25 protein-coding genes are annotated in these 25,874 nt (G+C 66.2%); 10 read left to right on the top strand and 15 right to left on the bottom strand.

Translation table 11 applies throughout. From position 1 onward, the window contains the following. The first annotated feature begins 993 nt into the window (after positions 1–993). Positions 994–1,413 carry a BON domain-containing protein gene (locus tag LJ656_RS14530; protein WP_230510103.1) on the top strand — a complete coding sequence of 140 codons (420 nt, stop codon included), beginning with the start codon at positions 994–996 and terminating at the stop codon, positions 1,411–1,413. 587 nt (positions 1,414–2,000) lie between these two features. Here LJ656_RS14530 and LJ656_RS14525 read toward each other — a convergent pair. Next, a complete protein-coding gene (locus LJ656_RS14525) occupies positions 2,001–2,528 on the bottom strand; it encodes a MarR family winged helix-turn-helix transcriptional regulator (protein WP_230510102.1) in 528 nt (175 codons plus the stop codon). A gap of 402 nt (positions 2,529–2,930) precedes the next feature. Here LJ656_RS14525 and LJ656_RS14520 point away from each other — a divergent pair, with 402 nt between their 5' ends. Genes LJ656_RS14520 through LJ656_RS14505 form a run of 4 tightly spaced genes read left to right on the top strand, consistent with a single transcriptional unit; the run spans position 2,931 to position 6,015 of the window. Continuing rightward, the gene (locus LJ656_RS14520) at positions 2,931–3,800 is read left to right on the top strand and encodes a transporter substrate-binding domain-containing protein (protein ID WP_230510101.1); all 870 of its coding nucleotides are present in this window, start codon (positions 2,931–2,933) and stop codon (positions 3,798–3,800) included. Between the two features lie 27 nt (positions 3,801–3,827). Further along, positions 3,828–4,472 (top strand): amino acid ABC transporter permease, encoded by a 645-nt coding sequence (locus LJ656_RS14515; RefSeq protein WP_230510100.1) that lies wholly within the window; start codon positions 3,828–3,830, stop codon positions 4,470–4,472. Continuing rightward, positions 4,469–5,128 (top strand): amino acid ABC transporter permease, encoded by a 660-nt coding sequence (locus LJ656_RS14510; protein WP_230510099.1) that lies wholly within the window; start codon positions 4,469–4,471, stop codon positions 5,126–5,128. The genes LJ656_RS14515 and LJ656_RS14510 overlap by 4 nt, the downstream gene beginning before the upstream one ends. Then, complete coding sequence (locus LJ656_RS14505) at positions 5,125–6,015, top strand: amino acid ABC transporter ATP-binding protein (protein WP_230510098.1); 891 nt, start codon at positions 5,125–5,127, stop codon at positions 6,013–6,015. The genes LJ656_RS14510 and LJ656_RS14505 overlap by 4 nt, the downstream gene beginning before the upstream one ends. 46 nt (positions 6,016–6,061) lie before the next feature. Here LJ656_RS14505 and LJ656_RS14500 read toward each other — a convergent pair whose 3' ends face one another. The 8 genes from LJ656_RS14500 to LJ656_RS14465 form a co-directional block, all read right to left on the bottom strand. After that, entirely contained in the window at positions 6,062–6,892 is an 831-nt protein-coding gene (locus LJ656_RS14500; protein ID WP_230510097.1) for a phytanoyl-CoA dioxygenase family protein, read from the bottom strand. A 73-nt stretch (positions 6,893–6,965) separates the two neighbouring features. Continuing rightward, positions 6,966–8,171 carry an amidase gene (locus LJ656_RS14495; protein ID WP_230510096.1) on the bottom strand — a complete coding sequence of 402 codons (1,206 nt, stop codon included), beginning with the start codon at positions 8,169–8,171 and terminating at the stop codon, positions 6,966–6,968. Continuing rightward, complete coding sequence (locus LJ656_RS14490; protein WP_230510095.1) at positions 8,168–9,394, bottom strand: oxamate carbamoyltransferase subunit AllG family protein; 1,227 nt, start codon at positions 9,392–9,394, stop codon at positions 8,168–8,170. Before LJ656_RS14490 ends, LJ656_RS14495 begins: the two co-directional genes overlap by 4 nt. Before the next feature lie 2 nt (positions 9,395–9,396). Beyond that, entirely contained in the window at positions 9,397–10,104 is a 708-nt protein-coding gene (locus LJ656_RS14485) for an SRPBCC family protein (protein WP_230510094.1), read from the bottom strand. A 24-nt stretch (positions 10,105–10,128) separates the two neighbouring features. After that, the gene (locus LJ656_RS14480; protein WP_230510093.1) at positions 10,129–10,650 is read right to left on the bottom strand and encodes a (2Fe-2S)-binding protein; all 522 of its coding nucleotides are present in this window, start codon (positions 10,648–10,650) and stop codon (positions 10,129–10,131) included. After that, a complete protein-coding gene (locus LJ656_RS14475; protein WP_230510092.1) occupies positions 10,647–11,480 on the bottom strand; it encodes an FAD binding domain-containing protein in 834 nt (277 codons plus the stop codon). The genes LJ656_RS14480 and LJ656_RS14475 overlap by 4 nt, the downstream gene beginning before the upstream one ends. Beyond that, entirely contained in the window at positions 11,477–13,885 is a 2,409-nt protein-coding gene (locus tag LJ656_RS14470) for a xanthine dehydrogenase family protein molybdopterin-binding subunit (RefSeq protein ID WP_230510091.1), read from the bottom strand. The genes LJ656_RS14475 and LJ656_RS14470 overlap by 4 nt, the downstream gene beginning before the upstream one ends. An 18-nt stretch (positions 13,886–13,903) precedes the next feature. Continuing rightward, positions 13,904–15,166 (bottom strand): amidohydrolase/deacetylase family metallohydrolase, encoded by a 1,263-nt coding sequence (locus LJ656_RS14465; RefSeq protein WP_230510090.1) that lies wholly within the window; start codon positions 15,164–15,166, stop codon positions 13,904–13,906. A gap of 327 nt (positions 15,167–15,493) precedes the next feature. Between LJ656_RS14465 and LJ656_RS14460 the strand changes: the two genes are divergently transcribed. The 4 genes from LJ656_RS14460 (at position 15,494) to oxlT (ending at position 20,033) form a co-directional block, all read left to right on the top strand. Next, positions 15,494–16,060: a MarR family winged helix-turn-helix transcriptional regulator gene (locus LJ656_RS14460; protein WP_230510089.1), complete on the top strand. Its 567-nt coding sequence runs from the start codon at positions 15,494–15,496 to the stop codon at positions 16,058–16,060. 2 nt (positions 16,061–16,062) lie between these two features. Beyond that, positions 16,063–16,824 (top strand): GntR family transcriptional regulator, encoded by a 762-nt coding sequence (locus LJ656_RS14455; RefSeq protein WP_230510088.1) that lies wholly within the window; start codon positions 16,063–16,065, stop codon positions 16,822–16,824. Positions 16,825–16,960: 136 nt separating this feature from the next. Next, positions 16,961–18,592, top strand: coding sequence for a gamma-glutamyltransferase family protein (locus LJ656_RS14450; protein WP_230510087.1), 1,632 nt, complete (start codon positions 16,961–16,963; stop codon positions 18,590–18,592). Between the two features lie 151 nt (positions 18,593–18,743). Continuing rightward, a complete protein-coding gene (gene oxlT, locus LJ656_RS14445; protein WP_230510086.1) occupies positions 18,744–20,033 on the top strand; it encodes an oxalate/formate MFS antiporter in 1,290 nt (429 codons plus the stop codon). A 176-nt stretch (positions 20,034–20,209) separates the two neighbouring features. On the opposite strand, the gene hpaC is transcribed toward oxlT, so the two are convergent. Continuing rightward, a complete protein-coding gene (hpaC, locus tag LJ656_RS14440) occupies positions 20,210–20,746 on the bottom strand; it encodes a 4-hydroxyphenylacetate 3-monooxygenase, reductase component (protein ID WP_230510085.1) in 537 nt (178 codons plus the stop codon). A 150-nt stretch (positions 20,747–20,896) separates the two neighbouring features. On the opposite strand from hpaC, the gene LJ656_RS14435 reads away from it, so the two are divergent. Beyond that, the gene (locus LJ656_RS14435) at positions 20,897–21,553 is read left to right on the top strand and encodes a response regulator transcription factor (protein WP_230510084.1); all 657 of its coding nucleotides are present in this window, start codon (positions 20,897–20,899) and stop codon (positions 21,551–21,553) included. A gap of 64 nt (positions 21,554–21,617) precedes the next feature. On the opposite strand, the gene LJ656_RS14430 is transcribed toward LJ656_RS14435, so the two are convergent. The 5 genes from LJ656_RS14430 to LJ656_RS14410 are packed head-to-tail and all read right to left on the bottom strand — an operon-like array spanning position 21,618 to position 25,639. Next, positions 21,618–22,361, bottom strand: coding sequence for an SDR family NAD(P)-dependent oxidoreductase (locus LJ656_RS14430; RefSeq protein ID WP_230510083.1), 744 nt, complete (start codon positions 22,359–22,361; stop codon positions 21,618–21,620). A gap of 16 nt (positions 22,362–22,377) precedes the next feature. Next, a complete protein-coding gene (locus LJ656_RS14425; RefSeq protein WP_230510082.1) occupies positions 22,378–23,526 on the bottom strand; it encodes an amidase in 1,149 nt (382 codons plus the stop codon). Next, complete coding sequence (locus tag LJ656_RS14420; RefSeq protein ID WP_230510081.1) at positions 23,523–24,056, bottom strand: nuclear transport factor 2 family protein; 534 nt, start codon at positions 24,054–24,056, stop codon at positions 23,523–23,525. The genes LJ656_RS14425 and LJ656_RS14420 overlap by 4 nt, the downstream gene beginning before the upstream one ends. 4 nt (positions 24,057–24,060) lie before the next feature. Continuing rightward, positions 24,061–24,438 carry a hypothetical protein gene (locus LJ656_RS14415; RefSeq protein ID WP_230510080.1) on the bottom strand — a complete coding sequence of 126 codons (378 nt, stop codon included), beginning with the start codon at positions 24,436–24,438 and terminating at the stop codon, positions 24,061–24,063. A 34-nt stretch (positions 24,439–24,472) separates the two neighbouring features. Next, positions 24,473–25,639 (bottom strand): acyl-CoA dehydrogenase family protein, encoded by a 1,167-nt coding sequence (locus LJ656_RS14410; protein ID WP_230510079.1) that lies wholly within the window; start codon positions 25,637–25,639, stop codon positions 24,473–24,475. Positions 25,640–25,874 lie beyond the last annotated feature (235 nt).

Genomic DNA, 25,874 nt, shown 5'->3' with positions numbered 1-25,874 from the left:
TCACCTTTGGGGTACGCGGCGGGGCAAAGCGGCGGTTTCGCGGGTCTTTTCTGCGTCATGGCCGCAGGTCCCACGCTATTCTCGTGCGGTTCTCACGCAGTCTTCGCATAGCTCCCGAAAAGCCTCACCTTTGAGTAAAAGCATGCATTTGCGGGCTCGCTAGTGGCCTCGAAATGCGGCGGATCGCCTGGACATTCAATGACTTACGTTGCGCAGCCGGCACAACGAATGCGTGCGCGCGTGCTTTCGAACGTGCTGCTTATCCGCGTTCGCCAACATCGCATCAGGCCGATTCGCGCCCGGCAACTCCCGAATCTCCTCCCCTTTGAGCAAACCGGCAGCGAAGTGCGCGCCGCCGCGCGAAGGGCCGTGGGCGTTGGATCTGGTGGTGGGCGACATCTCAAGCGCCGATCGGTAATAGGCGGTTAGTTGCGAAGATTGCCGGCGTCAGCGGGTCCCGAAAACCCTCACCTTTAGCACGCCGGCCATCACCCACCAGCCGCCAGCGTCGCCGCATCGCATATCGAACCGGCCACTTGCATCGATACGACGCATCCAGCAAATAGCAACGAACGGCATGAAACCTGGGAATCCGATACGAGTTTCGCCGACAGCTCCCGAAACTCCTCACCTTTGCGATTGAAGTGCGCGCACAGGTACGCACGAACTCACCTCGCGGGCTCCCGAATCTTCTCACCTATCGGCTTCTCCGCTGCTTGAGATGCCTCGCTTCGGCACATCGCAAGCAGGTCGCAAACCCATCGGCAAGCACCTCGCGGGGCCGCCGTAAACCACGTATCGACGCTTTCGAACGCAACCGCCGCAGCACGCGGACCTGCCCGCGACCGTCCCATCCGCGCCGTGATCGCGTCATATAATCGTGGCCGGCGGTCGAACACTCGTCGCGAGGCGGCAGCGCCATGCGCCGCCTTTTTCCCGCTGGCCTCATGCGGCTCGAACGGCAGTTCCTGACAAATCGGCAAAGGAGTGAGAATGAAAACAAACGGCGCGAGCAAAATCATCGGCGCGATGTTCGCGGTAGCGATCGCGACTGGCGCGACCTATGCGAACGCACAGACGGGCGGTACGCCGAACGATGCATCGATGCAGCCCCCGCCTCCTGCGCCGGCCGTCGCGGCCGGCCCGCATAACAGCAACAGTAATAGCAACCGCAACAACCACCGTTCGGACAGCGCGCTGCTGCGCGACATCCGCCAGACCTTCACACGTACGCCGGGCCTGAATTTCGCGGCGATCCACGTCAACGTGCATCACGGCGCCGTCACGCTGACCGGCACCGTCCCGCAGCATTCGCAGATCAAGCGCGCCGGCGATGCCGCGCGCTCGGTGCGCGGCGTGCGCTCGGTGAAGAACAAGCTGACCGTCCGTGAGCGCCACGGCCGGCCGCAGTAAGTCGTTGCTGAGCAACAGACGGGTTGCATCGGCCGGATGGGCCGATGCAACCGTCTATCAAGACGGTGCGCGCCGCAGCTTTTCTCCGTGCACCCGTGAATAACGCCGTCTCCGCGTAACCGGAACGCCGCCGTGTCATGCGCCTCGCTTGCCTGTCCTCATTCTGGCCGGATGGGCCGCCGGCCTGCTTCTCGGCACTCTCTTAGCCTGCGCCTAACGCCTTTTCCCATGAGCCGCCAGCACCGGCGTCTCACGGCACCTCTCTTTTGTACGTTTTTCGACACCAGTACGCTCACAACGTACACGGAGAACAAAACGTACAAAACCCCCGCGGTGCAGACGAAGCGCAACTGTTTCTGGTCAAACTCGCGCTGCTCAACGCCCATGCGCCAGGCTCCCCGGAGCATTTCCGGCAGCACGTGCGGGCTGCGTTGAAGGATTAGCAGGCCCCGGGACGCGGCGACGAGCCCCCCGTCTTCGCAACCGTCACAAGCACGACGCGATCCCCTCCCCGATCCGTCGCACGCATCTATTGCTAACTTCGAGATCCACGCTGTCCGCGGCTTGCTTCGGCTCGTCACACGAACTCAGTCATCGCTCAGGCGAACGATGGGCGTGCGGCTGAGTTCGTTGTTGGTTTCGACCAGCAGCAGCAGTTGCCGGAGAAACGTCTCTCGTTCTTGCGCCGGCAGCGCCGCGATGGTCCTTTCGTGCGCGCGCGCCACCGGCGACTCCAGCCGCGCGAGCAGCGCATGCCCTACGCCCGTCAGCTCGGCGACTTTCTTGCGCCGGTCCGTGCGCGATACACGGCTGTGCACGAAGCGCCGCTGCGCCAGCCGCGAGATGACATCCGCCGTATTCGCGCGATCCAGTCCCACCGCGCGCGATAGCGCGACCTGCTCGGAAGGCCCCAGTTGTTCGAGCGCCGTAAGAATGCTGTATTGCACGGGAGTGATCCCCTCCGCCGCGCACTCTTCCATGAACAGCGCGACGTGGATTTGATGCAGCCGGCGGATCAGAAAGCCGGGGCGTTGACTGAGCGCCGTGTCGCGCCATGCGGGCCGCGAGTCCGTTTCAGTGGCTTCGGCGTTGCCGGAGGTCGGTGAAGCATCCATGTGCTGTGCGTTCCATCTGCTTTCCATACGGGACGATCGTCAGCATACATCGCATTGCTAGCCGGACGTTATTCCGAAGCCCGGAATCGAGCGCGCATTTGCGCGTCGATCAACAGGTCACGGCTTGCTGACGCCCATGTTGCAACTCGGTGCGCTCATGCACGGACACGAAGCTCACACCGCATCTGTGGTGCACCACGCATTTGCGCATGACGCGCGGCGTGCCACGTCCCGCGTGGCTGCCGCGGGGCTTGCGCCGCGCAGGATCGTTGGCATACCCCTTGCATGCTCTCCTCTCGATTTCGTCAGTACCCAAACGAATCGCCGATTCGACGATCGTCAACCAGCGACCGCGCATGCAACGACTCCAGTGCACGATCGTAACCACAGAAGGGGCTTCTCATGTCAGTCCGTCTTACCCGTCGCGATGCTGGTCAGTCGAAACAGCGCACCACCGTCACGCTCCTTCGTTCGTGCGCGCTCATGCTCGTCGCGGCCTTCGGCCTGAGCCAGGCGGCTCATGCAGCGGGCGCGGAAGAAATCAAGGCGCGCGGCTATCTGAGCGTCGCGACCGAGGACGACTACAACCCGTTCGAATTCGTCGAGAACGGCAAGAACACGGGCTACGACAACGAATTGCTCGCGTTGATGCGCAAGAAGCTCGGCGTCGATGTCAAACAACAGGTGATGCCGTGGTCCGGCATTCTTCCCGGCGTCACGACGGGCAAGTACGACATGGCATTGAGCGCGGTGCTCGTCACCGAAGAGCGCAAGAAGAACTTCGATTTCGCGTCGCCGACCTGCGAGGCCGTCACGATGTACGCGACCAAAAAGGGTTCGCCGATCAGGAGCACTGACGACCTGGTCGGCAAGGTCGTGGGCGCGGAAACGGGCAGCGCGATGCTGGCGGACCTCAAGCTGTTCAACGAGGAACTGAAGAAGAAGCACGGCGGCAACGGTCTCAAGCAGATCGTCGAATATCAGTCGTATCCGGAGGCTTATCAGGATCTCGGGCTGGGCCGCGTCGATGCCGTCGCCAACACGCAGATCAGCCTGAACTCGCTCGTGAAGACGCGGCCGGACGTGTTCGTCGTCGGCCAGGCGATCGGCAAGCCGACCTATATCGCGTGGGCCGTGAAGAAGGGCAACACCGACGTGCTGAAGATGGTCGATGCCGCGCTGCTCGAACTGCGAAAGAGCGGCGAGATGTACCAACTTCAGCAGAAGTGGCTCGGCGCGAGCTACAAAGACATGCCGCAGTCGGTCAACTGAGCTTCACGCCTATACGAGCCCGCATCGATGAACGCCTTCGATTATTGGAGCATCGCACAGGGCGCGCTGGCGACCGTGCTTCTCTCGGTCGCCAGCATCGTGCTCGGCGTGCCGCTGGGGCTCGGCCTGGCGCTGATCCGCTGGGCGCGCGTGCCCTATCTCAACCGCATCGTGCTCGCTTACGTGAGCCTGATTCGCTCGTGCCCCGCCGTGACGCTGACGCTGCTGATTTTCTTCGCGCTACCGCAGTTCGGCATTTCGCTGGACCCGACGCCTGCCGCGATCCTCGCACTCACCATCAGCACCGCTGCGTTCAACTGCGAGATCTGGCGTGCCGCGCTGATCAACTTTCCGCGCGATCAGTACGACGCCGCGCTCGCCTTCGCGATGTCGCGCAGCCTGCGCTTCCGGCGCATCGTGTTGCCGCAGATCTGGCGCGCGAGCCTGCCGGGTCTCGTCAACGAGATGACCTTGCAGATCAAATCGACGCCCGCCGTCGCGGTCATCGGCATCGTCGAAATCACGCGCGCGGCCTTGCGGGTGGGCGCGCGCACCTACGATCCGCTGCCGCCCTTCGTGTTCGCGCTGGTGCTGTACGGACTCATCGTGTTCGTGCTGATCCGGGCGCAGCGCGTGATCGAGCGTCGCCAGCCCGTGGAGGCCCGCGCATGACGGAACATTTTCTGATCGTCTGGCAGCAGCGCGCGGACGTGCTCTCGGGTTTGCTCGACACGCTCGGGCTGCTCGCGGTCGCCGCCATCGCGTCGCTCGTGCTCGGCGCGCTGCTCGCACCCGCGTTGATGTCGAAGCGCCCGGTCATCGCTCGGCTCGGCATGCTCTATGTCGATGCGATGCGCTGCGCGCCGTTCCTGCTGTTCGTCTATCTGATCTATTTCGGGCTGCCGAGCGCCGGCATCCGCCTGTCGAACTGGTGGGCGGGCGCCATCGCGCTCATTCTCTACAACACCGCCTACATGGCCGAACTGCTGCGCGGCGCGTGGGCCGGCCTGCCCGTGCCGATGATCGAAGCGGCGCGCGCCTACGGGTTTCACGGCTTCGGCCTGGTTCGCCGCATCATCCTGCCGCAAGTGTTCACCGTCGCGTTGCCGATGATCGGCAATCAGCTCGTGCAAATCGTGAAGGACAGCGCGTTTCTCACGGTGATCGCGGTCGGCGAGCTGACGCATCAGATGAACGGCATTCAGGCCACCTATTTCATCCCGTTCGCCGCGTTCATCACGGCCGTGCTCCTGTACTGGGCCATCTGCCTCGTGATCGAAGGCGGCAGCGGACTAATGTCCAGATTTGCCGAGGAACGCAGAGCATGAATATTTCGAACGACGTCCCGCTCACCATCATGCGCGCGACCGAAGGATCGTCCGCACCGGCGAGCGGCGCGGCGAGCACGCCGGCGCAGACCGTCCTGCAACTGAACGGCATTTCGAAGTCGTTCGGCGAGAACCACGTGCTGCGCGATGTCTCGCTCACCGTGCACAAGGGCGAGACGGTGTGTCTGCTGGGACCGTCGGGTTGCGGCAAGTCCACGCTGCTGCGCTGCGTGAACTGGCTGGAGATTCCCGACGCCGGCACCGTTCACGTATCGGGCCGGCGCATGGGCGTGCGCGAAGGCTCGTCGATCAAAATGAACGATGCCGAACTGGCGCGTTCGCGCGCACGTATCGGCATGGTGTTTCAGCATTTCGCGCTGTGGCCGCATCTGACGGTGCTGCAGAACGTGATGGAAGCGCCGCTGCACGTGCTCGGACGTCCGCGCGACGAAGCGCGCACGGAAGCCGCCCGCCTGCTCGAACGCGTCGGCCTCGCGGCCAAGATGGACGCTTATCCGTCGCGCCTGTCGGGCGGACAGAAACAGCGCGTGGGCATCGCGCGGGCGCTGGCGATGAAGCCCGACATCCTGCTCTTCGACGAACCCACCAGCGCGCTCGACCCGATGCTCGTCGGTGAAGTGCTGAACGTGATGCGCTCGCTCGCGCAGGAAGGCGCGACCATGGTGATCGTCACGCACGAGATGGAATTCGCCCGCCAGGTGGCGAGCCGCGTCGTGTTCATGGACGCGGGACAGGTGATCGAGAGCGCGCCGCCCGAGCAGTTCTTCGGCGCACCGCAGACGCCGCGCGCGCAGCAGTTTCTCGCGCGCTTCCGCTCGCCGCATCAGGCGGCCGACGGCTGGAGCGCATCGTCCGGACACGCGTGACGTTCAGGCTCGTCGCGGCGCGCAGGCGCGCGACGGGCGAGCGGATTCACCGCGGCGCGACCATGTCCGCGGCTTGCTTCACTTCGCCATCCTTATATTTGCCCCAGGTTTGCGCCAGTTCGCTCATCGAGCGCGGATCGCAGTCGTATTCGGGCAAGGTGTCGGCATCCCAGTGACCGAACCGGTCGACGCCGCGCACGAGCGTCGCGCGACGGCGGCCCGTGACCGATCGCACATGCGCCGGCACATAGAAGAACGCGAAGCCGATACGCCGGTCGTCCGAGCGATTCGGCAGCGAGCTGTGCGCGGTGCGCTCGTGATGCATCGAGAATTCGCCCGGCTGAAGCGGCATCTCGACCGCAAGATTTTCGTCGATGCCGACGAGCGTCTGGCCCTTGGCGAGCATGTTGTCCTTCGCGTAAGTCTCGACATGCTTCAGGTCCGGCCCGCTATGCGAGCCGGGCAGCACGCGCAGCACGCCGTTGACCGAATTGGCCGGCGTCAGCGCGACCCACACGGTCACTTCCTCGTGCGGCGTCAGCCCGAAATAGGTCGAGTCCTGATGCCACGACACATAGCGAGGATCGCGGCCGTTCTTCGCGAAGATCGACGCGCCAAACAGCATGATGTCGGGCCCGATGAGATCCTCGACCGCATCGAGAATGGCCGGATGACGGCCCAGCTCGACGATCGCCGGCAAGGCCAGATGACCTTTGATCTTCAGCGTCCTGTTCACATCCTCGCCGGAGGACGCCTCGTACCGTTCGATGATGCGGCGATACTCCGCCGCCTCCCGCGCGTCGATTGCGCGCATCGGATAGACATAGCCATGCTGCTTGAAGTGCGCGACCTGCGCTTCGGTCAGATGCTTCGTCATGGACGTTCCTTTGAGTGTGCTTCGATTGGAAGACGCTTGCTCGTCCGGCAACGGCTCGCGCCCGCGCGGACGCTTACCGCATGGCTTCGTGCACCGCGCGCGCGACGCGCAGCACCGCTTCGTCCGCGCCACGCGCGCCGATCACGGACACGCCGACCGGCGCGCCATCGATCACCGTCCACGGCATGCTCACTTGCGGCAGGCCGGCCAGACCCGCGACGCACAGCATCTGCTGCGCACGCGCGCGCGTGTAATCGACCGTTTGCGCCGATGCATCGGCGCGGGGCGCGCCGCCGGGCACGGTCGGAACGACCCAGTAGACGCCTTGCGGCGAGGCTTCGGCCATCGCGCGAATCGCTTCGATGCGAACCCGCTGCGCCTGCGCGATCTGCTCGCGCGTGATGCTCAGGCTCATCGCGAAGCGCGCGCCGACGTCCGCACCGAAGCTGGCAGCGTGCTCGCGCGCCCACGGTCCGTACCGCTGGGCGATTTCCGCTGCCTGCAATACGCGGAACGCCTGCGCCCAGTCCGCGAGCGATGCCTGCGGCGCGACGAAGCTCACGCGCTCGCGGAGCGCCCCAAGCGCTGCCTCGAAGCGCGTCGCGACGGGCGCATCGGCGCAGGCGAGCAGGTTGCGCGGCACGTGAATAGCGAAGCCATCGTGATCCGATGCGACCACGCTTTGCGCCAGCACCTCGAACACGAGCGCGAGCGTGTGCGGATCGCGCGCGAACCAGCCGACCGTGTCGAAGCTGTGCGCGAGCGTGAGACATCCGTCCGTCGCGATGCGGCCGTGCGTCGGCCGCATGCCCCACACGCCGCAATAGCTCGCGGGCAGGCGCACGGAGCCACCGCAATCGGTGCCGAGCGCGATGTCCGCATCCCCCGCGGCCACCGCCACCACCGACCCGGAAGACGATCCGCCCGGAATGCGCGCCGGATCCGCAGGATTGACCGGCGTGCCGTAGTGCGCGTTGACGCCGGCGAGGCTGTAGGTGAGTTCATCGGTGACGGTCTTGCCGATCCATTGCGCGCCTTCTTCGAGCAGCGCGCGAACGGCGAGCGCGGTGCGTGCGGCGACCGGCTGCTGATCGCGCCAGACCGGATTGCCGGCGCCGGTGCGCAATCCGGCGATATCGAACACGTCCTTCACCGCGACGCGCAGCGTCGCGAGCCGCGCGCCGGTGCGCGGGGGCAGCGCGCCAGGCGGCAGCGAATCGAAGCCGTCGGCGACGAATGCGCCGTGCAGACCCGCTTGCAGAAGATCGCTTTGCGTCATGACGGATTGATCCTGCTGACATGGGCGGCGGCGTCGTCGGCCAGGTTTTTCAGCGCACGCGCAAAGAGTTCGGGCGGCGCGACATAAAGGCCGCGTCCGAGCAGGCCCGCGCGGCCGTCGCCGCCGATCATCGCGATCGCGGCGAGCGGCGCGATGCCTTCGCGCTCGACGCGAGCGGCATCGAGCACGCCGGGCAGCCGCGCGAACGCGGGATGCGGCTCCGTGTGAATGCGCGCCTGCCGCTCGCGCCAGCCGTCGGGCAAGAATGCGGCGAACGCCTGCGCAGGCTCCGGCGCGAACGCGAGCGCCTGCGCGCCGAAACCGGCCGCGTCGACGACACCGCTGTCGCCGGTCAGCGGCGCGGCCTGCGCCCGCTGTTGCGGATCGATGCGCGGTCCTTGCGGTGCGCGCGCACGGGCGGTGATCCAGCGCGAAGGCGCGCCCGCCAGCCGGATGCCGACGCGCTCACCGTTGCCTGCCAACGCCACCACCAGCGTCGACGAAGCCTCGCCCGCGCGCGCCGCCGCCGCAAGCATCAGCGCGCACGCGGCCATCCACAGCGTGAGGAAGAAGAGCGGCGTCTCGCCGAGCATCGCGTCGATCCCGGTGGATGCACCGGCCAGGCGCGGAGCAAGCAGCGCGCGCAGGGCGGTGGTGGCGGCCGTGGTGCGAGCGTGCAGGTCGTCACCGTCAGCGAGGCCGGTCTGCGCCAGCGCGAGCAGATCGAGCGGGCCGCGAGCGAGCGCGGCATCGAGCGCGGGGGCGAGCACTTCGTCGCGCCACTTCATGCGCTCGAGGATGCGCGGATCGCGGCCGCCGAAGCGAATCTGCGGACCCGCGCCGCTACCCAGCAAGGACCACGCGCGCGCGGCCGGATCGTTGGCGTCGTTCACTTCGACGAGCGTCGTGCGCGGCGAGATCACCGCCGCGAGCGGCGTCACCACGCCGTACGACTGCGCGGATTCGAGCCGCACGTCGCCTTGCGCGATCAGCCGTTCGGCGTGCGCTTCGTCCTTCGCCCAGCCCTCGTACAGACAGCACAGGATCGCCGACGAGCGCACCGACGGGGACGGCTCGCGCGGATCGTCGAAGCGCGGCCCCGCATGCAACAGCGTGAAGTCCGGCAGACCGAGCGCGTCGCGCGCCGCTACGACCGTGGGCCATTGCGGGCGCACCGCGTGCACGCGGCTCAACGCGCGTGCGTTGGCATCGTCGGCGCGCATGGTCAGCGGGCCGCGAAGCTGAACAGTCCGCGCAGGCGCGACCACAGCATCTTCCAGAACAGATTGCCGACGTCGAGCGGCGCATTCGTTGCGTTCGCCGCGTTCGACGCACTCGCCCCATTCGCCGATGGCGCGCGCGCAGCCGGACGCGCTTCGACACGGGTTTGCGCGGCAGGCGCAACAGGCGCGGCGGACCCTTCGGCTTCCTGAGCAACGGCCATCGCCGCGGCCTGCGCCTGCGCGCTGTTCGATGCCGCGCCGGCGGCGTCGAGTTTCGCCTTGAGATTTTCCGCGAACGCTTCGGTCATGCGCGTCGCCAGTTCCTTCACGATGCCGCCGCGCGAAAACTGCGCGAGGCTGCCGCCGATCGTGTAGTCGACCTTCACGTCGACACGCGTTTGGCTCGCCGCCGTGGCTTCGAGCGCGAATGCGGCCACGCCCTTCACGCGCGACGAACTCTTGCGGTCCACGCCCGTCCCGGTGATGCTGCCGCGATACTGCGCGTCGTCGAGCTTCATCTCGCCGTCGCCCGCGAACGACGCGACTATCGGCCCGAGCTTGACGGTCATCGCCAGCTTGAGCATGCCGTTGTCGACCGGCGCCGTCAGCGACGCGCCGGGCAGGCACGCGACGATCTCCGACGTGTCGTGAAAGCGCGCCCACACGGCATCGCGCGGGTAGGGGACGGTGAAGCTTTGTTCGATTTCCATTGCGTACGAGTCCGTAGAGGAGTTTCAGGCGGTCACGGCGACGGCCGCAAGCGGGGCCGCCGCGCGGGCGCGACGCGCATCGAGCACGCGGCGGATCGCGCGGACGATACCCACGTAGCCGGTGCAGCGGCACAGGTTGCCGGACAGTTCGAGGCGCACGCGCGCGTCGTCGGCATCGGGCAGGCGCATGACGATGTCGCGCGCGGTCATCAGCATGCCCGGCGTGCAATAGCCGCATTGCAGCGCGTGTTCGGCGCTGAAGGCCGCGCGCAACTCGTTCATGGTGGCGTCGTCGTCGAATCCTTCGATGGTGCGCACCGCGCTCCCCGCGCAACTGATTGCCGGCGTGATGCACGAACGCGTCGGCACGCCGTCCACGTCGATCGTGCACGCGCCGCATACGCCCTGCTCGCAGCCGATGTTGGTGCCGCACAGCATGCGCTGCTCGCGCAGGAAATCGGCGAGGCTCGTGCGCGGCTCGACGCGGTCCGCGACCGGCGCCCGGTTGACGACGAGTTCGATCGTCTTGATGAATGCGTCGCTCATGATGCGTGGTCCTGGTTGCGAATGCCCGCCGCCGCGCGCACGAGCGCGACGCGATGCACTTCATGTTCGTAGCTTCCCGCTTCGAGGCCCGCCGCCTGCAGATGCGCATCGAAGCACGCGGTTTGCGGATCGACGTCGCCAAGCAGCTCGCGGGCATCGTCGATTGCGTAGGGCGGCGCGTCGATCGCGCCGATCACCGCACGGCACACGCCGCGCGCCGCATCGTCGACGAACACGGCGATCGCTTCCGCGAACTCGCCCGGCTTGCGGTTGAACTTGTAGTAGCTCCAGCGTGCGGTCGGCGAAAGACGCGCGAACCGCACGCCGGTCAAAATCTCGTCGGCTTCGAGTGCGGTCGTGAATGCGCCGGCCATCCAGTCGGCCCCGGCGATTACGCGTGCGCCGCCCGCTCCCGTGACGAGAAACTGCGCATCGAGCGCGCGCATCGTGTTGATCCAGTCGGCGGCGGGATCGGCGTGGGCGAGACTACCGCCCAGCGTGCCGCGATTGCGCACCGCGCGATACGCGATACCGCGCGCCACGTATTCCATCAGTCCGCGCGTGCCAGTCTCGATCTTGCCATCCTCGATCTCCGCATGCGTGATGCACGCGCCGAGCGTGACCGTCGCGCCGTCGCTACCGCACGCCCGCAGCGCGGCGATGCCGCGCAGATCGACGAGCATTTCCGGTTGCGCGAGGCGCAGGTTCATCATCGGTCCGAGCGACTGGCTGCCGGACACGAACTTGCCCATGCCTGCGGTCGGGCCGATCAGCGCGATCGCCTCGTCGCAGGCGAGCGGCTTTGCATAATCGTAGGTCGCGGCTTTCATGCAGGCATTCCTTTCATCGCGTGGGCCTGGCGTTCGCGCTGCTGCGCGAGCGCTTCGACGATCAGGCGTGGTGTGATCGGCAACTGGTCGATGCGCACGCCGAGTCCGCGCAGCGCATCGTTGACTGCGTTGGCGAGGGCGGCGGGCGGACCGATGGCCCCGCTCTCGCCGATGCCCTTCTGCCCGAACTCCGTATACGGCGCGGGCGTTTCCATGTGTTCGATGCGAATCGCGGGCACTTCGGTCGCGCCGGGCAGCAGGTAGTCGGCGAGCGTCGAGGCGAGCGGCTGGCCGTCCTCGCTATACGGCATTGCCTCGTATAGCGCGGTGCCGATGCCCTGCGCCGCGCCGCCGTACACCTGCCCATCGACGACCATCGGATTGATCAGCACGCCGCCGTCTTCGACGATTGCGTAATCGAGAATCTCCGTTTTGCCGAGCGCCGGATCGACCGCGACGACCACCGCGTGGCACGCGTAGCTGAAGGTGCCCGAATCGCGCTTCGCCTGATAGGACGTCGACACTTCGAGGCCGCGCGGATCGACGTCGGGCGGCAGCAGTTGCGGCGCGAGATACCAGCTCCGCGCGATCTCCCGCAGGCTGCGCGACGCCTCGCTGCCGACCACCGCGCCGTTCTCCCAGCGCACCTCGCTCGGGGCTTCGCCGAGCAGATGCGCGCCGATCTTCATCAGCCGCTCCTTCAGTTCCTTCGCTGCGCGGCCCACCGCGCCACCCGCCATCACGATCGAGCGCGACCCCCACGTGCCCGTCGAGTACGGCGTGACGCCGGTGTCGCCGAGCACGATGCGTACGCGGTCGGTGTCGATGCCGAGCACCTCGTGCGCGATCTGCGCGAGCGTCGTCTCCATGCTCTGTCCGTGCGAATGCACGCCCGCGCGCACTTCCAGCACGCCGTCGGGCGTGAGGCGGATCACCACCGGTTCGTAGCCCGGCACCATCGGAATGCCCCAGCCGTGATACACCGACGTGCCGTGCGCGCCCTGCTCGCAGAACACCGCCATGCCGAAGCCGATGCGCCTGCCGTCCGGCTCGCCGCGCCGCTGCCGCGCGCGCACCGCGGGCAGGTCGATGGCCGCCATCGCGCGGCGCACCGCCTCGGGATAGTCGCCGCTGTCGAAGTGCTTGTTCGTGATGTTGTCGTAGGGCATCTCGTGCGGCTCGACGAGATTGCGCAGGCGCACCTCGTATGGCTCGAGGCCCGCTTCGAGCGCGATCGCATCCATGATGGTTTCGATCGCGTAGCACACGCCCGTGCGCGCCACGCCGCGATACGGCAGGATCGGCGGCTTGTTGGTGGCGACCGACCACGTGCGGCACCGGAAGCGCTCCATCTTGTACGGCCCCGGCAGGATGCTGCCGATCTGCGCCGCTTCCAGGCACGCCGAAAACGGATACGACGAATATGCGCCCGAATCGACATGCGCCTCGCATTCGACCGCGAGCAGGCGGCCGTCGCGATCCGCGTAGCCGGTGATGTCGTAATCGTGCTCGCGGCAGTTCGCATTCGCCGTGAGCTGTTCGCGGCGATCCTCGATCCAGCGCACCGGCTTTTCGAGCTGCATCGCGAGCCAGCCGCAGCAGACTTCCTCGGGCAGCAGAATGCCCTTGTAGCCGAAGCCGCCGCCGACGTCGGGCGCGATCACGCGCACTTGTCCTTCATCCAGACCGAGACATTCCGCAAGCCCCGTTCGCGTGATGTGCGGCATCTGCGCGGACGTGTGCAGGATCAGTTGCGACAATCGCCGGTCCCAGTGCGCGACGCAGCCGCGCCCTTCCATCGGCGCCATGCTCTGGCGCGCGGTGCGCAGTCTGCGCTGCACGCGGATCGGCGCGTCGCGGCGGATCGCGTCGAGATCGACAGCGGGATTCGCATCGACGAACGTTTCGAGGAACACGTTGTCGCCCCAGGGTTCGTGCACGAGCGCGGAGTCGTCGCGGCGCGCGTCGAGCATGTCGACCACGGCCGGCAGTTCCTCGAAATCGACGAACACCTGCGCGGCGAGGTCCTCGGCCTGCGCGCGGGTCGCGGCCACGCACATCGCGATGGTCTCGCCGACCTGCCGCACCTTGCCGCTCGCCAGCACCGGCTGCTCGGAACATTTAAAGCCCGGCAGACCCGAATTCGCGACGATGGGCTTGACGCCTTCCATGTCGGCGAGCGTGTAGATCGCGTGTTCGAAGCCTGCCGGCTTGTCGATGCCGACGATATGACCATGCGCGATCGGGCTGCGCACGAACGCCACATCGACCATACCGACCATGCGGATGTTGGGCACGTACTCGCCGCGCCCGCGCATGAAGCGTTCGTCTTCCTTACGCGTGAGCGACGCGCCGATGCCTTGCGGGCGCTCGCCGCCGCCCTGTTGGTCTGGACGTTTGATCATCGTGTGAACCTCGTGTTCTCAGGCGGCGCGCGCGAGCGGCAGGGTCGGTGAGACGGCGTCGTGGCGCACGCCGTCGCGCAGGCAGAACAGCGGCGACAGCATGCGATCGGTGATGAGCTGCGTGCCTTCGTTGTCCTCCAGCACCCAGCGCCCGCGACGGTCGTCGAGCACGCTGATGTCCGCGCGGCGTCCCACCTCGAGGGTGCCGATCTCGTGCTCCATGCCGACCATCTTCGCGGCGTTGCAGGTCGCCATCGCGACGACGTGATCGAGCGGCAGGCCGAGCGCGAGCATGCTGGTCATCGCGCTCACGAGGCTGAACTGCGTGCGGCCGAGGAACGAATGCTCCTCGTCCGGATGACTGTCGGGCGTACCGGCGGGCGCGGGCACATGGGTGTTGTAGCCGTGCATGTCCGCGCCGAGCGTGTCGGGCACGACGCCCGCATCGAGCACGATGCGCGCCGTCCTGAAGCTGAAGTGCGAGCCGTGGCCGACGTCGATCTTCAGGCCGCGCGCGACCGCTTCATGCACGAGCGGATGCAGTTGCCCGTTCTCTTCGACGAAGCCGCCAGGATGACGGCTGAACGGATGCGCGAGGATGTCGCCGGGCTTGAGCGTCTCGACCACCTGATTGAAGATGGAATCCGGCTGCACCGGCAGTGCGCCGCTCTGCGGCTTCGGCCACAACTGGCCGAAGTGGATGTACAAAGGCAGTTGCGCGCCACGACCGATCTGCGCGGCGATCTTCATCACGTCGAGGCCCCAGCGCGCGAAGCCGCCGATTTCCGCATGAGCCTTGATGCCCTTCACCAGATCGGGATTGGCCTTGATGGACTTGATGGTCGCGTCGGCATCGAGACAGTCCGGGCGATACAGGTCCGGATAGTAGTGACCTTCGAGCCCGCCGACCAGATAGGCGGAAATGAACGCGAGCACGCGCGTGGCCGAGCGCTCCGCCACGTAATGACGAAAGCCGGGAATCGTGATGCAGCTCGGACCGCCCTGATCGACGATCGTCGTGACGCCCGACTGCACGCCGCACTGATCCGCATTCAGGCCGAAGCGGCCCGTCACGTACTGATAGATGTGGCCGTGCGTATCGATGAGACCGGGCAGCACCAACTTGCCGCTGCAATCGACGTGTTGCGCCTGCCGCGCCTGAGTCGCGGCATCGGCGCCGATTGCGGCGATGACGCCGTTGACCACCAGAACGTCGAGCGTGGCGTCGATCTTCTGGGCTGGGTCGATGACGCGCCCCCCTTTGAGCAGAACTGGTGACATGTACTGTGCGCCTGGCCGAGTGGAAAGATGCGTGGTGTACCGCAAGTTGTATGCCGGTTTTCATGCGCCGTTTCCCGAGCCTTTTTTCTCTCTTCTAATCAACCGCTTGGAAACGCCTGAAGATATTAGATGCGTGCCGTACCACGGATCTCGTCAAACTACCCCGCACCAACTCGGATAGCGTCGCCGCGCGCCCGCACCACAGCCATGCGCAATGCCTTCTTATGGTGATTCGTCGGTGTACCCCGCATTTGTGACACGCCACGTTTTCCGCCTAGAATGAGACATCGGAGCGTCCGACGCTCGTCACCTATCCAAAGTCGAGATATGCGAAACACGGTCACCGATCACATCGACATCAACAGCGTTCGGGCGGAGCTTGCCGAGCGCCAGGCGCGCTCGCCGCTCTTCGCGCGGCCGGGCTTTCTGATTCGCCGCATGCATCAGATTCATACGTTCCTGTTCGCGCAGGAAACCGGCGAATTCAACATCACGCCGGTGCAATACAGCTTGCTGACAGCACTGGAATCGCTCGGCGAGATGGATCAGAACTCGCTCGCCATCGAAGTCGGACTGGAGCGCTCCAGCGTCGCGGAAGTCATTCCGCGTCTGAACGCGCGCGGGCTCGTCAGCCGCACGCAGGCCGAGCATGACAAGCGGCTGCGGCTCGTCAGGCTCACACCCGCCGGCAAACGTCTGGTCAGGAAGATGGCCGCCGCCGTGCAGCGCGCGCACGAGCGCACCATCGAACATCTGTCGCCCGTCGAGCGCGATGTCTTCATGCTGCAAATGATCCGGCTGGTGGAAGCCAACAACTCGGACAACCTCGTGCCCTTCCGGCTGCCCGACAGCCAGTTGCTCGCCCACGACGAAAGCGAGGCCGACGCAACGTGACCATGAACACCGACGAGCGCGCCGCCATCGCCCCTCACGCCACGCTTTCGCGCGCGGATCGCGTCTACTACACGCTGCGCGACGAAATCTTCGACATGCATCTGCTGCCTGGCGACCGGCTCACGGAAGGCGCCATCGCCGAACGCTTCGCGGTTTCGCGCACGCCCGCGCGGGAGGCTTTGCAGCGCCTGCAGAGCGATGGCCTGATGCAAGGCTATGTGCGCGGCGGCTGGGAAGTCGTGCCGATCGACAACAAGCGCTTCGACGATCTCTACGAAATGCGCCAGATGATCGAAACCTTCGCCGTACGCAAGCTCTGCGACGGCGAAGCGCCGCAGGCGGAACTGCATCTGCTGCTCGATGGGCTCGAGCGCATCTGGAAAGTGGGACGCGCGCAGCGCATCACCGATGGCCGCAAGCTCGTCGAACTGGATGAAGGGCTGCATCATGCTCTGGTCGCGGCCGCCGGCAACCACGAACTGACTTCGGCGATGCAGCGCGTCACCGACCGCATCCGCGTGGTGCGGCGACTCGATCTCGTACACGGCGACGGCATCGCCGAGACCTACGACGAACACGCGGCCATTCTCGACGCCATCCGTCACGGCGACAGCGCGCGCTGCGTCGAACTCGTGTCGCGTCATATCGGCGGGAGCCAGGCCAGCGTGAGCGGACTCACGATGCAGCGGCTGCTCGCCGCGCGCACCGAGCCGGGGCGTGCCGCCATCGCGCACGCACCGGCAAGGTCCCGGCGCACCATCTGACGGCAGCCCGCGGCGGCACTCAGGGTCGCTCGATACAGCGCTGAAATCGCCTGCCTGCAAGCCTTCTCAGGGTTTTCACCGAACCTTGGCACGGATCTCGCATGGTTCGAATTCGTTGTATACAAGGAAAACGACCATGCATCTTGAGTCTCCGCACGTCGCGGCCAACCAACTGAATCCCGCGCGCGGAACGCGCGGCATGGCGGTCGCGCCACACGCGCTCGCGTCGCAGAGCGCGCTCGCCGTCCTGCGCGAAGGCGGCAACGCGGTCGAGGCGATGATCGCCGCCGCCGCGACCATCGCGGTGGTCTATCCGCACATGAACAGCATCGGCGGAGACGGCTTCTGGCTGATCTGGCGCCCCGGTCACGCGCCCGTCGGCATCGAGGCGTGCGGCGCGGCGGCGATGCGCGCCGACATCGACACCTATCGCGCGCGCGGCCTGAGCGCGATTCCCGCGCGCGGTCCGCTCGCGGCCAACACGGTCGCGGGCACGGTGTCCGGCTGGGACTTCGCGCATCGCTTCTCGAAAGACGCGCTCGGCGGCCGCCTGCCCGTCGCGCGGCTGCTCGAGGACGCCATTCACTATGCGAAGAGCGGCATTCCCGTGACGCGCAGCCAGGCCGACTGCATCGCGGCCAAGCGCGGCGAACTGGAAAGCGTGCCGGGCTTCGCGCAGACCTTCCTGCCCGACTCGCGCGCGCCGCGCACCGGCGAGCGCTTCGTCAACGCGCGGCTGGCCGCGACGCTGCAACGGCTCGCCGATGCCGGTCTCGACGACTTCTATCGCGGCGATCTGGCGCGCAGCATCGCGAGCGATCTCGCGTCGCTGGAAACGCTCGTGAGCCTCGACGACCTCGAACGGCATCGGGCCCGCGAACGCACGCCGCTCGCGTTGCAACACACGCTCGGCACGGTCTACAACATGCCGCCGCCGACCCAGGGGCTCGTCTCGCTGCTGATCCTCGGCGTGCTGGATCGCGTGCTCACCGACGACATGGACCCGCTCGGCCCCGAGTTCGTGCACGCGTGCGTCGAGGCGACCAAGCTCGCCTTCAAGGTGCGCGACGAACACGTGACCGACCCGGACCATATGCGCATCGACCCGCTCACGCAGCTCGATCCGGCCGCGCTCGACGCAATGGCGGCTCAGGTGTCGATGTCGCGCGCGGCGGCCTGGGGCCGCGGCCGCGGCCCCGGCGACACGGTCTGGATGGGCGTCGTCGATGGCGATGGCGTCGCCGTCAGTTTCATCCAAAGCATCTATCACGAGTTCGGCAGCGGGATCGTGCTGGCGCAATCGGGCATCAACTGGCAGAACCGCGGCTGCAGCTTCTCGCTCGACGCTTCGTCGCTCAATCCGCTGATGCCGGGCCGCCGTCCGTTCCACACGCTCAATCCCGCCCTCGCCCGTTTCGCCGATGGCCGCACGATGGTGTACGGCAACATGGGCGGCGACGGTCAGCCGCAGTCGCAGAGCGCGGTGTTCTCCCGCATCGCGCGATTCGGCTGGAACCCGCAGGCCGCGATCGATGCGCCGCGCTGGCTGCTCGGCCGCACCTGGGGCCAGTCCACCGATTCGCTCAAGCTGGAAGCGCGCTTTCCCGCCGCCACCGTCGAGGCGCTGCGCGCGCTCGGCCACGACGTGGATGTGCTCGCCGCTTACGACGAAGCGATGGGCCACGCCGGCGCGATCGTTCGTTATCCGGACGGTTTGCTCGAGGGCGGCCACGATCCGCGCAGCGACGGCTCAGCCGCCGGCTGGTAACCCCGCTTCACGTCGCTTCACGTCGCTTCACGTCGCTTCACGCCGCTTCACGTCGCGACGTAACCCATTGATCTGATCCGGTCCCGCGTTTTCGTGGGACCGGAGGGCAGCTCTCGTCCTTTCGAATTCGTACTTCAACCGGGGAACGCATATGAACACTCGCATCCAGACGATGCACGACGATGTCGCCGCAAGCGCGGGCGCCGCCGTGACACATAATCGCTGGCTTCAGCTCGGCCTGGGCCTCATCTGCATGATGGCGATCTCCAGCCCGCAATACGTATGGACGCTGCTGACCAAGCCGCTGTCGGTAAAGCTCGGCGTGCCGTTGCCGCAACTGCAGGTGACCTTCTCGCTGCTCATCATCTTGCAGACGTTCTTCTCGCCGTTTCAGGGCAAACTGATCGACCGTTTCGGGCCGCGTCTGCTGATCTCGCTCGGCACGGTGATGTCGGGCCTGAGCTGGGTGCTCGCGTCGATGGCCACGACGACATCGATGCTCTATCTGACGTACGGTGTCGTCGGCGGACTGGGAACGGGCATCGTGTATGTCGGCGTTGTCGGGCTGATGGTGCGCTGGTTCCCCGACCGCCGCGGCTTCGCAGCCGGCGCGGTGGCGGCGGGCTACGGCATGGGCGCGATCGTGACCACCTTCCCGATCGCCGCATCGCTCGCGACGCGCGGCATCGACGCCACGCTGTGGATTTTCGGCATCGCCTTCGCGATCGTGGGCTTTCTCGCGTCGCAAGGCCTGCGCGTGCCGCAACATGCGGCGCTCGAGCCGACCGCGGCCGCGGCGGCATCGCGCGTGCCGAATCTTCGTCCTTCGCAAATGATGAAGTCGCCGCTCTTCTGGCTCATGTTCGCGATGATGACGATGATGTCCACCTCGGGCCTCATGGTCACCTCGCAGATGGCGACCTTCGCGGCGGACTTCGGCATCACGAAGGTCCTCGTGTTCGGCATGGCCGCGCTGCCGCTCGCGCTGACTATCGACCGCTTCACGAATGGCCTCACGCGCCCGCTATTCGGCTGGGTGTCGGACCATTTCGGCCGTGAAAACACGATGTTTTTCGCGTTCGCACTCGAAGGCGTCGCGATGGCGCTGTGGCTCCTGACGCGCGACAACGCCGTGCTGTTCGTGCTGCTCTCGGGCGTGGTGTTCTTCGGCTGGGGCGAAATCTTCTCGCTGTTCCCGTCAACGCTGACCGATACGTTCGGCACGCGCCACGCCACCGAGAATTACGGCTGGCTGTACATTTCGCAGGGCATCGGCTCGATCTTCGGCGGCCCGCTCGCGGCGCTGTTGCATCAACATACGGGTAGCTGGGTGCCGGTATTCAGCCTCGCGATCACGCTGGATATCGTCACCGCCATGCTCGCGCTGTTCGCACTCAAGCCAATGCGCGCGCGCTATCTGAACCGACAGCCGCAGGCGTAGCTTCGAGCGCGCATGACGATGATCGAGGTGCTCGCGGGCGTTGCCGAACTGGCGCGAAAGGTGAGGAGTTCCAGGAGGCGCGGCAATGGTGAGGATTTCCAGGGACTCCGGCAATGGTGAGGAATTCCAGGAGATCGCCAATGGTGAGGATTTACGGGAGCCGCCCTCCCGTCACCTCACTGCCCTTTCCAGGCCCGCGGCACCCGGTGGAAATTGCGGTCGAAGTAAATCAGGCTGTCGCCGTCGGCGCGCACGCGAATCGCGGTGGTCTCGACGAACATCACCGAGTGCGAGCCGACTTCCTTCGCTTCGACGATCTTCCCCTGCAAACTCGCGAGCGCGCCGCGCAGCACCGGCACGCCGTGCTCGCCCTCGTCCCACACCGGCAATTGAAAACGCTCTTCCATCGAAAGACCGGTCATCCCGGCGAAATGACGCGCGATGCTTTCGAGGCTCGCCGGTAAAACATTTACGCACACGTTGCGATTGCCGTCGAACACCGCATGCATCGCGCTCGATCTGTTCAGGCAGATCAGCAACGTGGGCGGCGCATCGGTGACGGAGCACACCGCGCTCGCGGTGATCCCGCAGCAGCCGTGCGACCCCGCCGTGGTGATCACGTTGACGGCCGCGCCCAGATGCGCCATCGCCTGTCTGAACTGCTGGCGCTCGTAGTCGATTCCGCTTTCAGCGGGTAACGGGTTGCTCGACATGTCGATGTCTCCTGTGTTCGGTTGCCGGTTCACGCAAGCTGCGCCGCTAGTATTTGCGAGGCTTTGCGAGCGCTTTCCGGCCAGCTATGATTAAAAGCCCAATACGATCTTTCTCGTGTGCGTTTGTCCACTCACACGTGCGTTATTCCAATGCCGCCAACCGCTCGACCGTCCGTCTCCGATGCCGCTCCTGTCGTCTATATCGTCGATGACGACAACGGCATGCGCACGTCGCTCGCGTGGCTGCTCGAATCGGTCGGCATCAAATCGCACGGCTTCGTCAGCGCGACGGATTTTTTGCGCGCGTTCGACCTGAACGTGCCCGGCTGCCTCGTGCTCGACGTGCGGATGCCGGAAGTGAGCGGCTTCGACGTGCAGGAAGAGCTGAACCGTCGCGGCGCGACGTTGCCGATCATTTTCGTCAGCGGTCACGGCGATATTCCTATGTCGGTGCGCGCGTTGCAGCACGGCGCGATCGATTTCGTCGAAAAGCCGTACAACTCGCAGCAAATGCTCGAACGCATCCAGCGCGCGATGAAACTCGCGTCCCAACGTCACACCAAACACATGCGCCAGCTCGAACTGCGCGAGCGCATCAACTCGCTCACCGCGCGCGAGAAGGAAGTGCTGAACGGCCTGATCGAAGGCAAGGCCAGCAAGGTCATCGCGGCGGATCTGTCCATCAGCGTGAAGACGGTCGACGTGTATCGCGCGAGCATCAAGGAAAAGCTCGGCGCCACGTCGATTCCGACGCTCGTGCGCGGCGTGCTCGAAGTGTGGGGCCCGTCGGACGAGCGGCAGGAATGACGCCGGCATAACACCGGCATCACAGCGGAATCACGTTGACGTCACGCCACCCCGCGCGCCAGCGTCAGCGCATATACAACCCGCCATTGATGTCCCAGCACGCGCCGTTGGCGAAATAGGCGTTACCCGACGCGAGCATCACCGCGACCTCGGCGATATACGACGCGGCGCCGAGCTTGCCCACCGGAATCGCTTCGATCACTTTTTCCAGCTTGTCGGCCGGCACGCTTTCGTGAACGATCGGCAGATCGAGCGGCCCCGGCGAGATCGCGTTGACGGTCACGCCGCGCGCGGCGAGATCGCGCGCGAACACCTTGGTCAGCGTCAGCACCCCGCCCTTCGCGGCCGCGTAGTGCGCGCCGGTTGCCGAGCCGCCGTTCTGTCCCGCGAGCGACGCGATATTGACGATGCGGCCCACACCGCGCTGCGCGAAGTACTCGCCGAACACCTGACAGCCGAACAGCACGCTGCGCAGATTCACGTTGATCACCTGATCGAACTGCTCGGCGCTGATCTCCATCACCGGCACGACTTTCGACGCACCCGCGTTGTTAACGAGCGCATCGATGCCGCCCCAGCGTTCGAGCACGCTATCGCGCGCGGCTTCGAAGTCCGCCTTGCGCGTCACGTCGAGCCGGATCGCGCAGGCGCTGGAGCCGTCCGCGCTGAGTTCGCGCGCAAGCTGCTGCGCGGGTTCGAGCGCGATATCGGCCAGCGCGACCTTGTAGCCCGCTTGATGAAAAGTACGCGCGACGACTGCACCCAGTCCGCGCGCGGCGCCCGTCACGAGCGCGATTCTGTTCGACATGGTGCCGACTCCTTATTTATGTTTCGACGGTTTGCGCGAGCCGCGCTTCGATCAGCGCGGCGACCGCGCACACCGTTTCGTCGTCGTTCTTGCGGCCGACGATTTGCAGTCCTGCTTTCAGCGGCGAATTGTCGAGCGGCACCGGCAGCGTCAACGCAGGATGGCCGCTCAGATTGAACGGCCGGATCAGCGACGACATCGCGATCACCGAGGTACCGGCGCGGGCCGCTTCGAGCGTGATCGGCAACGCGGGCATCGTCGGCAGCAGCAGCACGTCGAGTTGATCGAGCGCGCGATCCACATCGTCGGTGAAGCGGCGGCGCACCCGTTCGGCGGCATCGAGATCGGCGGCGCTGGTGGTCGCTGCCGCGCGCAGACGGGTTTCGATATCGGCGCCGAGCTTGCCGCTGTCGACCAGATGGCCGAACGCGCGCGAGGTTTCCGCGTTGATCACCGACAGTCCCGCCGCGAACGCGTCCTTCATCGACGCGAGTTCAACGGGCCGCGCGGTGAGACCGGCGCGCGTGATCACGGCGGCGATTGCGTTGGCGATCTGCTCGTCCGCGTCGACGCTGACCACGCCGACGCGCACCTGCGAAACGTCGCGACGCGCGTTGCCGGCGTCAAACGACGGATCGATCGCGCTCATCACTTCGACCACCGTATGCATGTCGCGCGCGAACGGGCCGACGCAATCGAGCGTCGTGACCTGCGGCGCCACGCGATGCCGCGACACGCGTCCGAACGTCGGCTTCAGACCGATCACGCCGCAGCACGCGGCGGGACCGCGCACCGAGCCACCGGTGTCGGTGCCGAGCGCGGCGTCCACCAGTTTCTGCCCGACCGCCGACGCCGACCCGCTCGACGAGCCGCCCGGGATACGCGCCGGATCCTGCGGATTGACCGGGGTGCCGGTGAAATCGTTGATGCCCGTCATGCCGAACGCGAGCTCGTGCATGTTCGCTTTGCCGGTGATGCGCCAGCCGGCATCGAGCAGCCGTTGCACGACCTCCGCGTGCTCCGATGCAGCCGGCGCGTCGGCGAGCGCGCGGCTCGCGGCTGTCGTCGCGTAGCCGGCGATATCGATGCTGTCCTTGATCGCGATCGTCGGCGCGTTCGCGTTGTCGGTCGCGCGCAGATCGAATGTTTGCAGCAATGCAGTCATGCGGTGACTCCTTGAGCGGGATTGACTCGCCACGGCGCGTCGAACAGACGCTCGGTGCGGAAATGGCGAATCAGCCACGTCGCGCCGCCGTCATGCGCGGCCGGCACGAAATCGATTTCGAGGCGTGCCGCGATCAATTCGGCTTTCCCATCGACGTAACCAGACGCTTGCAACATGATCCAGCGGCCCGTCGCGCTCGCGCCGTTTACGTCGATGTGCTCCGAGGTCAGAAAGTGGGTATTGGTCGCGAAATGCGGAGTGGGCGGCAGATAGCGCTGCAACATCGCGACGATTTGCGCGGGCCCTTCGAGCCGCCCGAACTTGTTCGCGTACTGCGGGCCGATGCCTTCCCAGATCGCGTCGCCGGTAAACAACGCGGCGAGCGCTTCACCCTGCAACGCGCGCACCGGCACATCGCACAGCGCCATATAGCGCGCGATCGTGTTGCGCACCGCGTTCTGCGCTTCGAGCGACTGGATGCGTGCGAGCAGAGCGTCGACAGTCGTTGCCGCGGCCTTCGCTTCGTTCATCGCGTCACCCCTGCTGCGCGGCAGCCGGCGGCACCGTCAGCGCGCGGCCGACGCGCGCTTCGATCTTGCCGTAGCGCCACAGGTTGTATTCGCCGACCGGCGTGGTGCGATACAGATTGCACACGGCCACCGCGGTATCGAAGTCGGCGACGTCGGCCATGATGTAGAAGGTCCACGGCGCGCCATCCGCATTGCCGACCACGAGGCGGTCGTCGTCCATCACGCCGAGCACGCGCACGTTTTCCATCGCTTCGACCGCATTGAGCATCTTGCCGTACGCTTGCCACACCTCGCCGATCTGTTCGCGCGGCAGGTCGAAGAAATTCTGCGTGACGCCGCAGCAGAACAGCACACGCAACGGCAGGTTTCGGGTATCGCTCATCGGAATGTTCCTTGGTTCGACTGATTAATGTTGCTTACAGGTAGCCGGGAATCGGCTGCGTGCCGACGAACACGGCGCCGGCTCCGTCGTAATTGCCTTCGCCGAGAAACGCGTGCTGGGTGACGACCATCGCGTCGCGCACGAGGCGTTGCAGCGGATGATTGCGATAGATCGCGGCGGTGCCGGCGAGCCGGTACGCGCGGTTTACGACGTCGGCGCCGTCGCGCGCGATCTGCGTCGCCGACAGACGCAGCAGGCTGACCTGATCGGGCGTCACGTCGTTGCCGGCGAGAATCGACTGCCACACGCTGTCGGTCGATTCGTAGAAGAACGCGCGCGCGGCCCGCAGTTGCGCTTCGGCCTTCGCGAGTTCGATGCGGTAATACGCGCGGTCCGCGAGTTGCGGCGCGCCGGTGGTGGTCTTGCGGCCGCCGGCCATGTTGTTGGCGACGTCGAGCGCCGCGCGTGCGAGGCCCAGGTTCACGACCGCCAGCACCTGCGCCGCGTACGCGACGGTCGGATAACGATAGAGCGGCTCGTCGACGGTCGGCGTGCCGCCGCGCACGAAGGTCCAGTCTTCGGCGACGAACTGGTTCGACACGCGCAGATCGTGACTGCCGGTGCCCTGCATCCCGACCACGTTCCAGTTTTCGACGATCTCGACCTGCTCGGGCCGGAACACCGCGGTGCGCGGTTTGCCCGGCGCTTCGCCGGCCTTGCCGGTGCCGATGCCGACGCCGAGCCAGTCCGCGCCCTTGCAGCCGCTCGCGAATTTCCACGTACCGTTGACGCGAAAACCGCCGGTCTCGGCCGTCGCGTTCTGTACCGGGAACAGGCCGCCGGCGAACACCTGGTCGGGACCGTTCGCGTAAATCGCCGCTTGCGTGTCGAGCGGCAGCGCGGCCAGATACAGATTCGCCGAGCCGAAACTCGCGACCCACGCGGCCGAACCATCGACGGTCGCAATCCGTTCGATCAGTTGCAGAAACTCGCCGGGCGCGCGCGCATCGCCGCCGAAGCGCTTCGGCGTCGCCGCCCGATAGATGCGCGCGCGCTTGAGCATGTCGATCACGTCGCGCGGCACGTGTGACAGACGCTCGAACTCCTCGCGCCGTTTCGCGATCTCGGCGATTACGTCATCGAGTGCCAGTTCTTCGAACTGGGCCGTGTCGTCCTGCTTCAGCGCGGCGGCGAGTGCCATGAGCGTCTCCGTATCCTGTGAATGGTAAGCGGTGGTGTCGGTGGTGTCGGTGGTGTCGTCGAACACGATGGAACCAGTCTAGGAACGCCAATAAACACGGACAATTGGGAAGAAAGGACGCGACTTAGGGCAATCTCCGCAGACGGGTAAGGAATTCTTTAGTAATGCGTGCCGATGCCGGTGGTATGGTGGACGCTCGCTCGTCGCGCGGTTTTGCGCGGGCCTTACCGCATCG

The organism is Paraburkholderia sejongensis (assembly GCF_020880815.1).
In the GTDB taxonomy this organism is placed as follows: Bacteria; Pseudomonadota; Gammaproteobacteria; order Burkholderiales; family Burkholderiaceae; genus Paraburkholderia; species Paraburkholderia sejongensis.
Note: the sequence above shows the minus strand (reverse complement) of the source record. Positions and strands in the feature narration are given on the sequence as shown.

Bases quoted from the DNA above. Each gene is read 5' to 3' on its own strand.
- LJ656_RS14450 (WP_230510087.1), top strand. From the start codon at position 16,961: ATGCATCTTGAGTCTCCGCACGTCGCGGCCAACCAACTGAATCCCGCG.
- LJ656_RS14525 (WP_230510102.1), bottom strand. From the start codon at position 2,528: ATGGATGCTTCACCGACCTCCGGCAACGCCGAAGCCACTGAAACGGAC.
- LJ656_RS14515 (WP_230510100.1), top strand. From the start codon at position 3,828: ATGAACGCCTTCGATTATTGGAGCATCGCACAGGGCGCGCTGGCGACC.
- LJ656_RS14430 (WP_230510083.1), bottom strand. From the start codon at position 22,361: ATGTCGAACAGAATCGCGCTCGTGACGGGCGCCGCGCGCGGACTGGGT.
- LJ656_RS14475 (WP_230510092.1), bottom strand. From the start codon at position 11,480: ATGAAAGCCGCGACCTACGATTATGCAAAGCCGCTCGCCTGCGACGAG.
- LJ656_RS14425 (WP_230510082.1), bottom strand. From the start codon at position 23,526: ATGACTGCATTGCTGCAAACATTCGATCTGCGCGCGACCGACAACGCG.
- LJ656_RS14415 (WP_230510080.1), bottom strand. From the start codon at position 24,438: ATGAGCGATACCCGAAACCTGCCGTTGCGTGTGCTGTTCTGCTGCGGC.
- oxlT (WP_230510086.1), top strand. From the start codon at position 18,744: ATGAACACTCGCATCCAGACGATGCACGACGATGTCGCCGCAAGCGCG.
- LJ656_RS14465 (WP_230510090.1), bottom strand. From the start codon at position 15,166: ATGTCACCAGTTCTGCTCAAAGGGGGGCGCGTCATCGACCCAGCCCAG.
- LJ656_RS14470 (WP_230510091.1), bottom strand. From the start codon at position 13,885: ATGATCAAACGTCCAGACCAACAGGGCGGCGGCGAGCGCCCGCAAGGC.
- LJ656_RS14485 (WP_230510094.1), bottom strand. From the start codon at position 10,104: ATGGAAATCGAACAAAGCTTCACCGTCCCCTACCCGCGCGATGCCGTG.
- LJ656_RS14435 (WP_230510084.1), top strand. From the start codon at position 20,897: ATGCCGCCAACCGCTCGACCGTCCGTCTCCGATGCCGCTCCTGTCGTC.
- LJ656_RS14530 (WP_230510103.1), top strand. From the start codon at position 994: ATGAAAACAAACGGCGCGAGCAAAATCATCGGCGCGATGTTCGCGGTA.
- LJ656_RS14495 (WP_230510096.1), bottom strand. From the start codon at position 8,171: ATGACGCAAAGCGATCTTCTGCAAGCGGGTCTGCACGGCGCATTCGTC.
- LJ656_RS14500 (WP_230510097.1), bottom strand. From the start codon at position 6,892: ATGACGAAGCATCTGACCGAAGCGCAGGTCGCGCACTTCAAGCAGCAT.
- LJ656_RS14420 (WP_230510081.1), bottom strand. From the start codon at position 24,056: ATGAACGAAGCGAAGGCCGCGGCAACGACTGTCGACGCTCTGCTCGCA.
- LJ656_RS14490 (WP_230510095.1), bottom strand. From the start codon at position 9,394: ATGCGCGCCGACGATGCCAACGCACGCGCGTTGAGCCGCGTGCACGCG.
- hpaC (WP_230510085.1), bottom strand. From the start codon at position 20,746: ATGTCGAGCAACCCGTTACCCGCTGAAAGCGGAATCGACTACGAGCGC.
- LJ656_RS14455 (WP_230510088.1), top strand. From the start codon at position 16,063: ATGAACACCGACGAGCGCGCCGCCATCGCCCCTCACGCCACGCTTTCG.
- LJ656_RS14505 (WP_230510098.1), top strand. From the start codon at position 5,125: ATGAATATTTCGAACGACGTCCCGCTCACCATCATGCGCGCGACCGAA.
- LJ656_RS14520 (WP_230510101.1), top strand. From the start codon at position 2,931: ATGTCAGTCCGTCTTACCCGTCGCGATGCTGGTCAGTCGAAACAGCGC.
- LJ656_RS14510 (WP_230510099.1), top strand. From the start codon at position 4,469: ATGACGGAACATTTTCTGATCGTCTGGCAGCAGCGCGCGGACGTGCTC.
- LJ656_RS14480 (WP_230510093.1), bottom strand. From the start codon at position 10,650: ATGAGCGACGCATTCATCAAGACGATCGAACTCGTCGTCAACCGGGCG.
- LJ656_RS14460 (WP_230510089.1), top strand. From the start codon at position 15,494: ATGCGAAACACGGTCACCGATCACATCGACATCAACAGCGTTCGGGCG.
- LJ656_RS14410 (WP_230510079.1), bottom strand. From the start codon at position 25,639: ATGGCACTCGCCGCCGCGCTGAAGCAGGACGACACGGCCCAGTTCGAA.